9 protein-coding genes are annotated in these 13,865 nt (G+C 72.5%); 8 read left to right on the forward strand and 1 reads right to left on the reverse strand.

Going from position 1 to position 13,865, the window contains the following annotated elements; all coding sequences use genetic code 11:
• The 4 genes from AC07B0_RS35690 (at position 1) to AC07B0_RS35705 (ending at position 6,356) form a co-directional block, all read left to right on the forward strand.
• Positions 1–3,816: a non-ribosomal peptide synthetase gene (locus AC07B0_RS35690; RefSeq protein ID WP_478900042.1), complete on the forward strand. Its 3,816-nt coding sequence runs from the start codon at positions 1–3 to the stop codon at positions 3,814–3,816.
• 79 nt (positions 3,817–3,895) lie between these two features.
• On the forward strand, positions 3,896–4,633 hold the full coding sequence (locus AC07B0_RS35695) for a thioesterase II family protein (protein ID WP_478900043.1): 738 nt from the start codon (positions 3,896–3,898) through the stop codon (positions 4,631–4,633).
• The gene (locus tag AC07B0_RS35700) at positions 4,630–5,598 is read left to right on the forward strand and encodes an ATP-binding cassette domain-containing protein (RefSeq protein ID WP_478900044.1); all 969 of its coding nucleotides are present in this window, start codon (positions 4,630–4,632) and stop codon (positions 5,596–5,598) included. Before AC07B0_RS35695 ends, AC07B0_RS35700 begins: the two co-directional genes overlap by 4 nt.
• The gene (locus tag AC07B0_RS35705; protein WP_478900045.1) at positions 5,595–6,356 is read left to right on the forward strand and encodes an ABC transporter permease; all 762 of its coding nucleotides are present in this window, start codon (positions 5,595–5,597) and stop codon (positions 6,354–6,356) included. The genes AC07B0_RS35700 and AC07B0_RS35705 overlap by 4 nt, the downstream gene beginning before the upstream one ends.
• A 76-nt stretch (positions 6,357–6,432) precedes the next feature.
• Here the strand turns inward: AC07B0_RS35705 and AC07B0_RS35710 are convergent, their stop codons facing one another.
• On the reverse strand, positions 6,433–7,941 hold the full coding sequence (locus AC07B0_RS35710) for an FAD-dependent monooxygenase (RefSeq protein WP_356879818.1): 1,509 nt from the start codon (positions 7,939–7,941) through the stop codon (positions 6,433–6,435).
• A gap of 398 nt (positions 7,942–8,339) precedes the next feature.
• Here AC07B0_RS35710 and AC07B0_RS35715 point away from each other — a divergent pair, with 398 nt between their 5' ends.
• From AC07B0_RS35715 to AC07B0_RS35730, 4 genes are read left to right on the forward strand one after another with little or no spacing between them, the layout of a single operon-like run.
• A complete protein-coding gene (locus AC07B0_RS35715; RefSeq protein WP_356879816.1) occupies positions 8,340–8,654 on the forward strand; it encodes a phosphopantetheine-binding protein in 315 nt (104 codons plus the stop codon).
• Entirely contained in the window at positions 8,651–9,901 is a 1,251-nt protein-coding gene (locus AC07B0_RS35720; protein WP_478900046.1) for a cytochrome P450, read from the forward strand. Before AC07B0_RS35715 ends, AC07B0_RS35720 begins: the two co-directional genes overlap by 4 nt.
• Entirely contained in the window at positions 9,898–10,635 is a 738-nt protein-coding gene (locus AC07B0_RS35725; RefSeq protein WP_478900048.1) for a thioesterase II family protein, read from the forward strand. The genes AC07B0_RS35720 and AC07B0_RS35725 overlap by 4 nt, the downstream gene beginning before the upstream one ends.
• Before the next feature lie 52 nt (positions 10,636–10,687).
• Positions 10,688–13,828, forward strand: coding sequence for a type I polyketide synthase (locus AC07B0_RS35730; RefSeq protein WP_478900050.1), 3,141 nt, complete (start codon positions 10,688–10,690; stop codon positions 13,826–13,828).
• Positions 13,829–13,865 lie beyond the last annotated feature (37 nt).

The following is a 13,865-nucleotide window of genomic DNA, read 5'->3' on the forward strand; positions in this document are numbered from 1 at the left end:
ATGATTCCGCTGTCATTTGTGCAACGTCGTACGTGGTTCCTGCACCAGCTGGAGGGTGCGGAGACCTGGAACATCTCAGCGGCGTTCCGGCTGACCGGGCAACTGGACCAGGACGCCCTGGTCGCCGCGCTCCGCGACATCGTCGACCGGCACGAGATCCTGCGCACCACCTACCTCACCGACGACGACGGCGAGCCCTACCAGCACATCCTGCCGACGGAGCGGGCGCGGGAGCAGGTGCGGGTGCCGGTGGCCGAGGTGACGCCCGAGGGCGTCTCCGCCGCGGTCGACGAGACCGTCGCGCACTGGTTCGACCTGACGGCCGAAATCCCCCTGCGGGCCCGCCTGCTGCGCTCCGGCCCCGAGGAGCACGTCCTGGTGCTGGTCATCCACCACATCGCCTCGGACGGCAGCTCGGGCGCACCGCTGGCGCGTGACCTGGCCGCGGCCTACAACGCCCGCCGCGCCGGCCGGGTACCGCGGTGGGAGCCGCTGCCCGTGCAGTACAAGGACTACACGATGTGGCAGCGCGAGGTGCTCGGCGACCTGGCGGACCCCGACAGCCTCGGCGCGCGGCAGATCGCGTACTGGCGCCGGGAACTGGACGGGGTGCCGCAGCCGCTCAACCTGCCGCTGGACCGCCCGCGGTCCGTGGAGGCGGGCACGGAGGGCGACGCGGTCGCCATCCCGGTGGGCGCGCAGGTGATGAACGGCCTGCAGAAGCTGGCCGACGGGCGCGGGCTGACCATGTCGATGGTCATGCAGGCCGCGCTCGGCGTGCTGCTGAGCAAGCTCGGCGGCGGTGACGACATCCCGATCGGCACGCCGATCGCCGGCCGGACCGACGAAGCGCTGAACGACCTGATCGGCTGCTTCGTCAACAACCTGGTCATCCGCATGGACCTCTCCGGCGACCTGACGTTCGCGGACCTGCTCGCCCAGGTCCGCGACAAGGCGCTGACGGCCTACGAGCACCAGGACGTGCCGTTCGAGGTGCTGGTCGAACAGCTCAACCCCGACCGCTCCGCGGCCTACCGGCCGATCTTCCAGGTGATGTGCGGCTGGCAGAACACCGAGAAGTGGTCCCTGGAGCTCGACGGCCTCGACGTGGAGTACCGCCAGGCCCTCCTGGCGACCACCCAGGTCGACGTGTTCTTCAGCATGACCACGGACGAGTCGGGGGCGCTGCGGGGAGACATCTCGTACGCGACGCACCTCTTCGACCGGGACACGGTCGAGGACATGGCCGCCCGGTACGCGCGCGTCCTGGAGCAGCTGGCCGCCGATCCGGGCGTGCTCGTCGCCGACGTCGACGTGCTGATCGCGGGCGAACGGGAGCGGCTGCTGGAGGAGGTGAACGACACCGCCGAGCCGACCCTGGACGGCGGACTCGTGGAGGCCGTGCGGCGGCAGGTGCGGGCGGCCCCGGAGGCGCTCGCCGTCATCGCCGAGGAGGAGTCCCTCACCTACCGGGAGCTGGACGCGCGCTCGAACCGGCTGGCGCACTGGCTCGTCGGCCGCGGCGTGCGGCCCGAGTCGCTGGTCGCCGTGTGCCTGCCCCGGACCGCGAACCTGCTGGTGGCGCTGCTGGCGGTGCTGAAGTCCGGCGGGGCCTACGTTCCGGTCGACCCGGACCACCCCCGCTCCCGGATCGACTTCGTCCTCGAACAGGCGAAGCCGGTGCTGGTGCTCGACGCGGACGCGCTGGCCGCCGCCGACTTCGACCGGTACCCGGACTCGCCGCCCGAGGTGGGCGTCCACCCGGAGAACACCCAGTACGTGATCTACACGTCGGGCTCGACGGGCACCCCGAAGGGCGTGACGATCCCGCGCGGCGCGGTGGCGAACTTCGTGGCCGCGACCCGGCGCCGGTTCCCGCTGTCGCCGGGGGAGCGGATGCTGTTCAGCACGACGGTCTCCTTCGACATGGCCAACACCGAGCTGTACCTGCCGTTCGTCTCCGGCGCGACGATGGTCCTGGCGAAGAAGGAAGCCGTCACCGACCCGTCGGCCGTGGTGGCGCTGCTGCGACGCCACGAGGTCACCGTGGTGCAGGCCACCCCCGGCTTCTGGCAGATGCTGCTGACGCACGAGCCGGAGGCCGCCAAGGGCCTGCGGATCATCACCGGCGCCGAGGCCGTCCCCGTACGGCTGGCCGAGACGCTGGCGGAGCAGGCCGCCGAAGTGGGCAACTGGTACGGCCCGTCCGAGACGACGACGTGGTCCACCACGGCGCCGCTGAAGGCGGGAGCGGGCGTGGCGATCGGCTCGCCGATCGGGAACACCCAGGTGTACGTCCTCGACCCGCGGATGCGTCTGGTTCCGCGCGGGGTGCAGGGCGAGCTGTACATCGCCGGCGCCGGCGTGGCCCGCGGCTACCAGGACCGGCCGGAACTGACCGCGGAGCGGTTCGTGCCCTGCCCGTTCGGACCCGCCGGCGCGCGGATGTACCGCACCGGAGACCTGGTGCGGTGGAACAAGCAGGGCCTCCTGGAGTACATCGCGCGCACCGACCACCAGGTGAAGGTCCGCGGGTTCCGGATCGAACTGGGCGAGATCGAGCACGTCCTGGCCGGACACCCCGCCGTGGCCCAGGCGGCCGTCGTGGTGCGCGAGAACCAGCAGGGCGACAAGCGCATCGTCGGCTACGTGGTGCCCGAGGCGGGCGCGGCGGCCGGCGCGGCGGACGCGCTGCTCGCCGAGCTGTCCGAGCACCTGCGCGGGCGGCTGCCCGAGTACATGGTGCCGTCCGCGCTGATCCCGCTCACCGAGATCCCGCTGACGCCGAACGGGAAGCTCGACCGGCAGGCACTGCCGTCCGAGCACACGCCCGCCGTGGCCGGCCAGGCGCCGCGCAACTCCTTCGAGGAGAAGCTGTGCGCCGTCTTCCGCGAGCTGCTCGGCAAGGAGAACGTCGGCGTCGACGACGACTTCTTCGCGCTCGGCGGCCACTCGCTCCTGGCCACCCGGCTCAGCGTCCGCATCCGCAAGGACTTCGACGTCGACCTGCCCCTCAGGACGATCATCAAGTTCCCCACCGTGGCCGAGCTGGCCGCGCTGCTGCTCGCCGGCGCCGTCCCCGACGAGGTCGCCAACCCCTTCGGCGTCGTGCTGCCGCTGAACAGCGACCCCGGCACGGGCAAGAAGCCCCTGTGGTTCTTCCACGGCGGAGGCGGTCTGGGCTGGGCGTACTTCAGCTTCGTGACGCACGTGAAGGACCGGCAGGCCTACGCGCTTCAGTCCCGCGGCGCGGACGGCGTCGACCCGCTGGTGGACTCGATCGAGGAGATGGTCGACCACTTCATCGAGGAGATCCTGAAGGTCCAGCCGGAAGGGCCCTTCAACCTCGTCGGCTGGTCCTACGGCGGCACCCTCGTCCAGGCCATCGCGGAGGGGCTCGACCGGCGCGGGCACGAGATCGCCCTCACCGCCATCCTGGACTCCCAGCCGGGCGGCCAGGGCTGGACGGACATCCACCGCAACAAGACCGTGGCGGACTACCGGGGGGAACTGGAGGAGTTCTTCGGCCAGTACATCGGCACCGGCAACCAGCAGGACTTCCTGGACAACATGTCGAAGGTCCTCGCCAACAACACGAACCTCATGATGGATTGGGAATCCCCGGTCTACCGGGGCGACGTGGTGTTCTTCCACGCGACGCTCAAGGACGACATGTACGCCCACCTGTGGCGGCCCTACGTCCTCGGGACCATCGAGGAGCACGACGTGCGCGCCACGCACCACGAGATGAACCTGCCCGGACCCGTGTCCGAGGTCTTCGAGGTCCTCAACCGCAAGCTGGCGGACGCGCGATGACCGGAGCCCGGATCCCCGCGGCCACGTCAACGAACCACCGAACGGAAGATTGGGGTTGGTCGGGATGACAGAACCCGGCATGTCCGCGGAACAGGGGGACAAGACCACGCTGCTGTGCGTGCCGTTCGCGGGAGCGGGTCCCTCGTTCTTCCACCCGTGGCGCGAGCTGGCCGCCGGCCGGTGGCGCGTGACCTCGGTCGAGCTGCCGGGCCGGGAGCGGCGCATCATGGAGGAGCCGTACCGCAACGTCGTCGAGGCGGCCGAGGGCTCGGTCGACGACGTCGTCGCGGACCTCGGCGAAGGGGCCCGGGTCGTGCTGTTCGGGCACAGCCTGGGCGCGGTGCTCGCGTACGAGCTGGTGCACCTGCTGACCGCGCGGGGCGTGCACGTCGAGCGGCTGGTCGTCAGCGGCTCGCCGGGCCCCTGGACCCAGCGCGAGCGGCGGGCGGCGGGCCTGCCCGACGAGGAGTTCCTCGCCAGGGTCGAGGAGTTCGCGGGGTTCAGGCACGAGGCCCTCGACCACCCCGAGATGCGCGAACTGATCCTCCCCGTGCTCCAGGCCGACTGCGAGATGCACGAGGCGTACGTACCGAGCACCGACGCGCCCGTGACGGTGCCGGTCTGCTCGCTGCGCGGCGCCGTCGACGGGCTGGTCACCGCGGAGGAGGCCCGGCAGTGGCGGGCGGCGACCACGGCCGGCTTCACCTACGTGGAGTTCCCGGGGGACCACATGTACCTGGTCGACGCCGGCCGCGAGGTGCTGGACGTCATCGAGGCCCAGAGCGCCGGCGACCGGGAGCGGGCGGCGCGCGCATGAGGACCTCGGCGATCTCGGTGTCGGGGCTGCGGAAGGCGTACGGCGACAAAGCCGTCCTGGACGGCATCGACTTCGAGGTCGCCGAGGGCTCGGTCTTCTCCCTGCTCGGCCCGAACGGGGCGGGCAAGACGACGACGGTGAACGTCCTGACGACGCTGATCAGGGCGGACGCCGGAACGGTACGGATCGCCGGGCACGACGTGGCGACCGCGACCGGGAAGGTCCGCGCGGCCATCGGGGTGACCGGCCAGTCCGCCGCCGTGGACGACCTGCTGACGGGCCGGGAGAACCTGCGGCTGATGGCGGACCTCCGGCGGGTGCCCGCGGCCGCCCGGCTCGTCACGCGGCTGCTGGAGCGCTTCGACCTGGTGGAGTCGGCCGAGAAGCGGGCGTCGGCCTACTCCGGCGGCATGCGCCGGAAGCTGGACCTGGCGATGACGCTGGTCGGCGACCCGGAGGTGATCTTCCTGGACGAGCCGACGACGGGCCTCGACCCGCGCAGCCGGCGCACGATGTGGGGGATCGTCCGCGAGCTGGTGTCCGAGGGCACCACCGTCTTCCTCACCACCCGGTACCTGGAGGAAGCCGACCAGCTCGCCGACCAGGTCGCGGTGCTCCACCAGGGCCGCCTGGCCGCCCGGGGCACCCCCGAGGCGCTCAGGCGCCGCATGCCCGGCACCCACGTCCGGTTCCGGTTCGCCGACCTCTACGAACTCGACTCGGCGGCCCGGATCCTGGTCGAGGCCGCGCGGGACGACGAGGAGCTGACCCTGCGGGTGCCGAGCGACGGGGAGACGAAGTCGGTGCGGGCCCTGCTGGAGCGGCTCGACGTCCACGCGGTCGACGCCCAGGAGTTCTCGGTCCACCGACCCGACCTCGACGACGTCTTCCTCGCCCTGACCGGGCGGACGGGACCGCAGGGGACGGAACCCGCGTACGAGGGCAAGGAGGCGAGCTCACGGTGAGCACCGTACCGACGTCGTTGGCCGATTCGGCGATCATGCTGCGCCGCAACCTGAGGCACACCGCGCGGAACCCGGTCGTGATGTTCAACGCGGTCCTGTTCCCCATCGTGCTCATGATCATGTTCGTGAAGGTGTTCGGGGGCGCGTTCAGCGTCGGTGAGGACTACGTCGACTACGCGACGCCGGGCCTGCTCGTGATGGCCGTCAGCCACGGGCTGGTCGCCACCGCGAGGGCCGTGAACGACGACATGACCAAGGGCGTCATCAACCGGCTCAAGGTCATGGACGTCTCCCGCGGCTCCGTGCTCACCGGCCACGTCGTCGTCACGACGGTGCGCTGCCTGGTGTCCTGCGCGGTGATCCTCGGACTGGCCTTCGCGATGGGCTTCGCCCCGTCCGCGAGCGCCCTCGACTGGCTCGCCGTCTTCGGCGTCATCGTGCTGGTCAGCTTCGCGGCCGGCTGGCTGACCGTCGCCCTGGGACTGGCCGCGAAGACCGCGGAGTCCGCGGGCCTGGCCACCGTGCCGCTGATCATGCTGCCGTTCCTGAGCAGCGCTCTCGTACCCGCGGCCACGATGGGGGCCGGCGTGCGGCAGTTCGCCGAGTACCAGCCCTTCACCCCGGTCGTCGAGACGCTGCGCGGGCTGCTGCTCGGCGGCGTGTCGAGCGGTGACGTGATCGCGGCCGTCTCCTGGTGCGCGGGGATCGCCCTCCTCGGCTACGGGTGGGCGGTCTCCACGTTCGACAAGCGGGCGTGACCGTCCGGCCCGCACCACGACGGCGGCCGCGGAGACCCACCGGGTCTCCGCGGCCGCCGTCGTGAGCGGACCTCCCTCACCCCCGCGGGGCCGGTCCGAACCAGGTGGTGAGGGCGGCCCGCAGCGCGGAGGTGTCGGGCGCGCCGTCGGCCGCCCAGGCGACATGGCCGTCGGGGCGGACGAGCACCGCGGCCGGCGCGGGCACCTCGCCGATGACGGGGACCGGCCAGAAGCCGTCCTCGCTCCGCGCTTCGACGAGGTCGACGCGATCGGCCCAGCCCTCGGCGGCCGCCACCGCCGCGCCGCCGCCCAGGTCGAGCAGCAGGGGGCGGCCGGCGTGCAGCAGTTCGTAGACGCGGGTGGCACCGACGGACGTCTTGAGATCGGCGTCGGGGACCCGGCGGCCCGCCAGCTGGTGGTCGCCGTCGACCGGATACCGGATGTCCAGCGCGGTCAACATGCCCCGCAGGTACCCGTTGACGTCGTCGGAGACCATGAGCGCGCTGAACACGTCGCGCAGCGCGTCGGTCTGCGGGCCGGGGCGGGCCAGGGCGGACTGCGCCCTGGTGTTGTGCAGCACGCGTTCCCCGACGGGGTGACGCTCGGCGTGGTAGCTGTCCAGCAGGCCCTCCGGCGCCCGGCCGTTCACGACCGAGGCCAGCTTCCAGCCGAGGTTGAACGCGTCCTGGACGCCCATGTTCAGCCCCTGCCCGCCGGCCGGGAAGTGGATGTGGGCCGCGTCGCCCGCCAGCAGCACCCGGCCCTGCCGGTACCGGGCGGCCTGCCGCGCGGCGTCGTTGAACCGGGACACCCACCGCGGGGCGCGCATGCCGTAGTCGGTGCCCGCCAGCCTGACCAGGGACTCCCGGAGCTGCTCGAACGTCGTGGGCTCGTCGCGGTCCACGACGCGGTCGTACTCGGACGTGATCACCCGGAACCAGCCCGGCTCGAAGGCGATCGCCGAGAAGTCACCGCCCGCACAGCGCCGCACCCAGACGTAGTCCTCGGTCAGACCGGGGAGCTCGACGTCGCCGATCAGCGCGGTCATCGTCGCCGCAGTACCGGGGAAGTCGATGCCCGCCAGCTTGCGCACGGTGCTGCGCCCGCCGTCGCAGCCCACGAGGTAGCGGGCACGCAGCGTCGAGGGCGGCGCCTGCGGCGTACGCAGTTCGACCGTCACGCCGTCCTCGTCCTGGCGGATCCCGCACACCTCGGACGAGCGGCGCACCCGCACGCCGAGCTCGGCGGCCCGCTCCTCCAGCAGCTGCTCGATCGCGGACTGCAGGATCATCAGCGGGTAGGGGTGCCTGGACTCGTGCTCGTCGAATTCCAGATAAAGGCCGGAGAAATGGCCCACCGGCTGCGGTTCGCCGACGTCGAGGAAACGGTCCAGGATTCCGCGCTGGTCCAGAACCTCAAGGGTCCGGGAATGCATTCCACCGGCCCGCGACTCGCCCGTCCGCTCCGCGAGCCGCTCCAGCACCACCACCTCGACGCCCGCCAGCCGCAGTTCGCAGGCGAGCATCAAGCCCGTCGGCCCGGCCCCCGCGATCACCACGTCCGCATCCATGCCGGTGTGTCCCACGTCGTTCCCCCTCACTCCACTGCGCCTCTAACGTCGTTGAATCACCCCCACGTTCACTGAACGCGGATCAGCCGGTCAAGGAACGCCGGGGCCGGTACGGGACGGGCCGCAGCCGCGCTTGCCTGTCCCGCCGGCGGGACGGGCGGCTGCTCCGGGCGCCGGCATGCAGGCCGGCCGGTCCACTCTCAACCCCGCGGGCGGTGAAACGCCGGACACCGCCGATGCGGTGTGCGCGGACGCGCATTCACGCGACGCTCCATTCGGCCATTCGAAGAATTCGTCTCGCCGGCGGGACAGCGTGAAGGGCCGCAGCGCCCGTCACGGCGATGACGGACCGGGACAGGACCGAAAAGGACGCGAGCGGGCATTCCCGGTCGGCGGAGGAAGGAAAACGGGCAATGGAATCGTCGCCGCAGGTGCTCCACCCGCGAGGTGGACAGGACGAGACGTCGCAGCGACAGGACGCGCCTCCGGGCGCGCCGGTGCCGCTGGCGCAGGAGATCGCGGAGCTCTGGGGGGAATTCCTCACCTCCGGCGAGGTCGGGGTGGACGACGACTTCTTCGTGCGCGGCGGCAATTCGCTGATCGGCATCAAGATCATCGAGCGGGTGGCGCAGGACTACGGCGTCAAGCTGTCCGTCCGCGACTTCTACCTGGCCCAGACCCCGGCCCGGGTCGCCGAGCTGATCGAGCAGGGGAGGGCCGCGGCGTGAGACTGACGCCGGGTCCCGGGCGCGACATCGACCTCGACGACGTCGACCTGTTCGACCTGGACCTCTACGCTTCGGGCGATCCGCACCCGGTCTGGGACGTGATGCGGGCCGAGGCGCCCCTGCACCACCAGGTCCTGCCGGACGGCCGCGAGTTCTGGTCCGTGACCCGGTACGAGGACGTCCGCCGCGTGCTCGGCGACCACCGGGAGTTCACCTCCGAGCGCGGCACCGTCCCCACCCACCTCGGGACGGACGACGTCGCCGCCGGCGTGCTGATGACCTCCACCGACCCGCCGCGGCACACCGAGGTCCGCCGGCCCCTCGGCTCCAAGCTCACCGCGCGCGCGGTGAAGGCCTGGGAGGACCGGATCCGCGCGACGGTCGTGCGCTTCCTGGAGCCGGCGCTCGACGGGGCCACCTTCGACCTCGCCGAGCAGGCACTGCTCCTCCCGGCGCTGGTCACCGGCCCGCTGCTCGGGATACCGGAGAAGGACTGGGAAGAGCTCGTCCGGCTGACCGCGATGGTGACGGCCCCCTCGGACCCGCACTTCCGGCTGGGCAGCGAAGCCGCGACACTGGCCATCTCCCACCACGAGCTCGTCACCTACGTCAAGGACTGGGTCAAGGAGCGGCGGGACACCGGGGACGAGGGCGACAGCCTCCTCCACCACCTCATGAGCGTCCGCCCGGGAGGCGAACCGCTGGACGACGAGGAGATCGCCCTCGACGGCTACAGCATCCTCCTCGGCGCCAACGTCACGACCCCGCACACCGTCTCGGGCACCGTGCAGGCGCTCATCGAGCGCCCCGAACAGTTCGACAAGGCAGCGGCCGACCTGTCGCTGGTACCGAACCTGGTCGAGGAAGGGCTGCGCTGGACGTCGGCCGCCTGCAACTTCATGCGGTACGCGGTCGACGACGTCGAGATCGGCGGGGGCACGATCCCGGCCGGCGGCGCGGTCGTGGCGTGGATCGGGTCGGCCAACCGCGACGAGACCCTGTTCCCCGACCCGCACACCTTCGACATCACGCGGGAGGGCGCGAAGCGCCAGGCCGCGTTCGGGTTCGGACCGCACTTCTGCATCGGCGCCCCGCTGGCCCGCATGACGCTGCGCGTCTTCTTCGAGGAACTGCTCCGGCGGTTCGAGTCGATCGAGCTCGCCGGCGAACCGGAGCACCTGCGGTCGTACTTCATCGCCGGAATGACCCACCTCCCCATCGTCGGCCAGAAACGACAGACGCCATGACAACCGGCTCCACCACCGTCGCCTCACCGTGGTTCGTCCGGCCGGGGGCCGCCGAGCACCCCGCCCGGATCTTCTGCCTGCCCTTCTCCGGGTCCGGGGCGTCGGCCTTCAGCGCCTGGCCGGCCGCGATCGGCGACGCCGAGGTCTGCCCGGTCCAGTTCCCCGGCCGCGAGAACCGGCTGGGCCACCCCCACTACGGCACCTACGAGAACCTGGCCGCCGGCCTGGCCGAAGCGCTGGAGCCGCTGCTCGACCGGCCCTTCGCGTTCTTCGGGCACTGCGCGGGCGCGCTGCCGGCGTACGAGACCGTGCTCCGGCTCGCCGAGCTCGGCCTGCCCGGCCCGGACCGCCTCTACGTGTCCGGCCAGCCCGCCCCGCACGACGCCTCGCGCGACCGGATGCTCACCATGACCGAGCCCGAGCTGCGCGCCGAACTGGAGTCGTTCCTCCGCGGCCGCGGCATCGAACCCCGGCCGGACATGATCGACATGGGGATGTTCGTGCTGCTCCGCGACCACGCCGCCGCGGGTGCCTACCGGAGGCCGGAGCCGGTCAGGATCGACTGCCCCATCGTCGTCCTGCACTGGCGCGACGACCCCGACGTGAGCGCCGAGGAGCTGGAGGGCTGGCGCCGGTACTCGGACTCGGTCGAGATCCGGGTCGTCGACGGCGGCCACTACGACTTCATGGACGCGCCGGACGAGCTGCTGACGCTGCTGGCCGGCCGGCGGTGAGAGCAGTTCAGCCCGCACGAGCCGTAAGCCGAGGGAACCGGAAGGAATTCGTATGAGTGGCGCAGCCGCCGGCATCGCCGTCATCGGGATGGCGTGCCGCTTTCCCGGCGTGAACGACCTGGGTGAGTTCTGGCGCCTGCTGGCCGACGGGAAGTCGACCGTCGGCCAGTTCCCCGACCACCGGGCGGCCGGCTCGGCGTACACGTCCCATCCGGACGCGGACACCCTGAGGTCGGGGTCGTTCTTCGACTCCGTCGACGGGTTCGACGCGGAGTTCTTCGGCACGGGCGCGGCGGAGGCGGCCGCCATGGACCCCGTGCAGCGGCTGGGGCTGGAACTCGCCTGGGAGGCCGTCGAAGACGCCCGCGTCCCGGCGAGCGCGCTCGCGGGCCGCGAGATCGACGTCGTGGTCGCCACCGCGCCCTCCGGGTACGACCTGCTCCGCAAGCTGTCCGGCAGCGACCGGGACGACCACTACGCCGCGCTCGGATCGAGCGGTGCGCTGATCGCGAACCGCATCTCGGCCCTGTTCGACGTCCGCGGCATGAGCTTCTGCGCGGACTCGGGCCAGTCCTCCTCGCTCGTGTCGCTGGCGCTGACGTGCGAACGGATACGCGCCGGCGCGGTCGACATGGCGATCGCGGGCGGCGTCCACCTGATCACCGACCCGGAAGCGGGAGGCGCGCTGGCGAACCTGGGCGCCCTGTCGCCCGACGGCCGCTGCTTCACCTTCGACGAGCGGGCCGGCGGTTTCGCCCGGGGCGAGGGCGGGGCGTTCGTCGTGCTGAAGCGGCTCGACCTCGCCGTCGCCGACGGGGACCACGTCTACGCGGTCGTGCGCGGCTGGGGCGTCGGCAACGGCGGCGCCTCCACCCGGATGCCGGATCCCAGCCCCGAAGGGCAGGCGGCCGCGGTGCTGGCCGCCCTCGACCGCGCGGCCGTACCGTTCGACAGCGTCGACTACGTCGAGGCCCACGGCACCGGCACCCGCATGGGCGACCCGGCCGAGATCTCCGGCCTGCGCCGGGTGTTCCGGGAGACCGGCCGCAGCCGCCCCCTGGCGATCGGCTCGGCGAAGACGAACGTCGGGCACCTGGAGCCCGCCGCCGGCATGGTCGGCTTCGTGAAGGCGGCCCTCTGCGTGGACCGCGGCCGGCTGGTGCCGAGCCTGAACTTCCGCTCCCCCAACCCCGGCATCCCCGACTTCCACGAGGACTTCGAGGTCCCGCTGGCCGCACGGCCCTGGCCGGGCGAGCCCGGCCGGCCGCGACGCGCGGGGGTGTCGGCGTTCGGCATGGGCGGCACCAACGCGCACGTGATCCTCGAACAGGCCCCCGAGCGGCGGACGGAACCCCGCCCCGCCGGGGAGGACGCGGCCTCCGCGGGCGGTTCCGCGGTGCTGCCGTGGGTGCTGTCGGCGCGGTCGGAGACGGCCCTGCGCGAGCAGGCGGCGCGGCTGCGGGACCTGCTGGCCGCGGACGCCTCGCTGTCGGCCGCCGACGTCGGCCACTCACTGGTGTCGACCCGGTCGCTGTTCGACCACCGGGCGGTCGTCCTGGGCGCCGGCCGCGAGGAGGCGCTGGCAGGCCTCGACGCGCTGGCGGCGGGCGATGACGCGGCGACGGTGGTCCGCGGGGCGGCCGCCGGAACGGCGGGTCCGGTCGTCTTCGTGTTCCCCGGCCAGGGGTCGCAGTGGCTCGGCATGGGCCGGCGGCTGTACGCCGAGTCGGAGGTCTTCCGGCACGGCATCGACGAGTGCGCGCGGGCCCTGGAGCCCTGGGTGGACTGGTCGCTGGTGGACGTGGTGACCGGCGCGGAGCCGGCCGGGTGGATGGAGCGGATCGAGATCGTCCAGCCGGCGCTGTTCGCGATGCTGGTGTCGCTGGCGCGGGTGTGGCGTTCCCTGGGGGTGACGCCGGACGCGGTGATCGGGCACTCCCAGGGCGAGATCGCCGCGGCCTGCACGGCGGGCGTCCTGACCCTGGCGGACGCGGCCAAGATCGTGGCCCTGCGCTCCCGGCTGCTCGCCACGGTCGCCGGACAGGGCAGCATGGCCGGGATCCTGCTGCCCGAACAGCAGGTACGGGAACTGCTGGAGCCGTGGGGAGCCCGGGTCGGGATCGCCGCGGTCAACGGCCCGAACTCCACCACGGTCTCCGGCGAGAGCGCGGTCGTCGAAGAGCTCGTCGCGGCCTGCGAGTCCCGGGGCGTGCGCGCCCGGCTCATCAAGTCGACCGTCCCCGGCCACTCGCCGCTGCTGGACCAGCTGGAGGACCGGCTCACGGACGGGCTCGGCCGGATCACCCCCGGCCCTTCGCCGGTGGCGGTCTACTCGACGGTGACCGGCGACCTGATCGACCCCGCGGAACTGGACACGGCCTACTGGTTCCGCAACCTGCGGCAGACCGTCCGGTTCGAAGCGGCCATGAGGCGCGTCATCGAACACGGACACGGCACGGTCGTCGAGATCAGCCCCCACCCCGTGCTCCAGGTGGCGGTCGAGGAGACCGCCGACGCGCTGGCGGCCTCGCCGGTGGTGGCGGGCACCCTGTACAAGCACGACGGGAGTACGGGCCGGGTCCTGGCCTCGCTCGCCGAGCTGTGGGTGCGCGGCGTGCCGGTCGACTGGGAGGCGGTGTTCGCCGCGGACCGCCCGCGCCGGATCGGCCTGCCGCACTACGCCTTCCAGCGGCAGCGGTACTGGCTGACGGCGCCCGACGACGGCGGCGCCACGAACGGCCCCTCCGCCCGGACGGGCGCACCGGGGGCGGCCGGACCCGGGACGGGCACCCGGGCCGCGGACCTGGACTCGGAAGCCGCGGTCCTCACCCTCGTGTGCGCGGAAACGGCGGCGCTGCTGCGGGCGAAGGGCACGGACCTGACGGGCGCCGGCCTGGAAGCGAGGCCGACGGACACCTTCAAGTACCTGGGCTTCGACTCCTCGCTGGCGGTGGCCCTGCGCAACCGGCTCGCCCCGGCGGCCGGAGTACGGCTCCCGGCCACCGTCGCGTTCACCTACCCCACCCCGCAGGCCCTCGCCCGCCGGCTCTTCTCCCTCCTCCGGCCGCAGGAGCCCGAGACCCCGGAGACGCCCCCGCAGGCACCCCGGGTCCCGGAAGCCGCGGAGGGGACGAGCCCGGAAAACCACAGCGATGACGATCTGTACGCACTGATCGACCGCGGCTACGTGTAGCCGCACCCGTAGCCGCACCCGTTCTTTCAAGAAACCG

The sequence above is a fragment of the Streptomyces sp. NPDC044704 genome (genome assembly GCF_056433525.1).

What these genes read in the sequence shown, in the direction of transcription:
- AC07B0_RS35690 (WP_478900042.1), top strand. Translation starts at nt 1, where the DNA reads ATGATTCCGCTGTCATTTGTGCAACGTCGTACGTGGTTCCTGCACCAG.
- AC07B0_RS35695 (WP_478900043.1), top strand. Translation starts at nt 3,896, where the DNA reads ATGTCCGCGGAACAGGGGGACAAGACCACGCTGCTGTGCGTGCCGTTC.
- AC07B0_RS35700 (WP_478900044.1), top strand. Translation starts at nt 4,630, where the DNA reads ATGAGGACCTCGGCGATCTCGGTGTCGGGGCTGCGGAAGGCGTACGGC.
- AC07B0_RS35715 (WP_356879816.1), top strand. Translation starts at nt 8,340, where the DNA reads ATGGAATCGTCGCCGCAGGTGCTCCACCCGCGAGGTGGACAGGACGAG.
- AC07B0_RS35725 (WP_478900048.1), top strand. Translation starts at nt 9,898, where the DNA reads ATGACAACCGGCTCCACCACCGTCGCCTCACCGTGGTTCGTCCGGCCG.
- AC07B0_RS35730 (WP_478900050.1), top strand. Translation starts at nt 10,688, where the DNA reads ATGAGTGGCGCAGCCGCCGGCATCGCCGTCATCGGGATGGCGTGCCGC.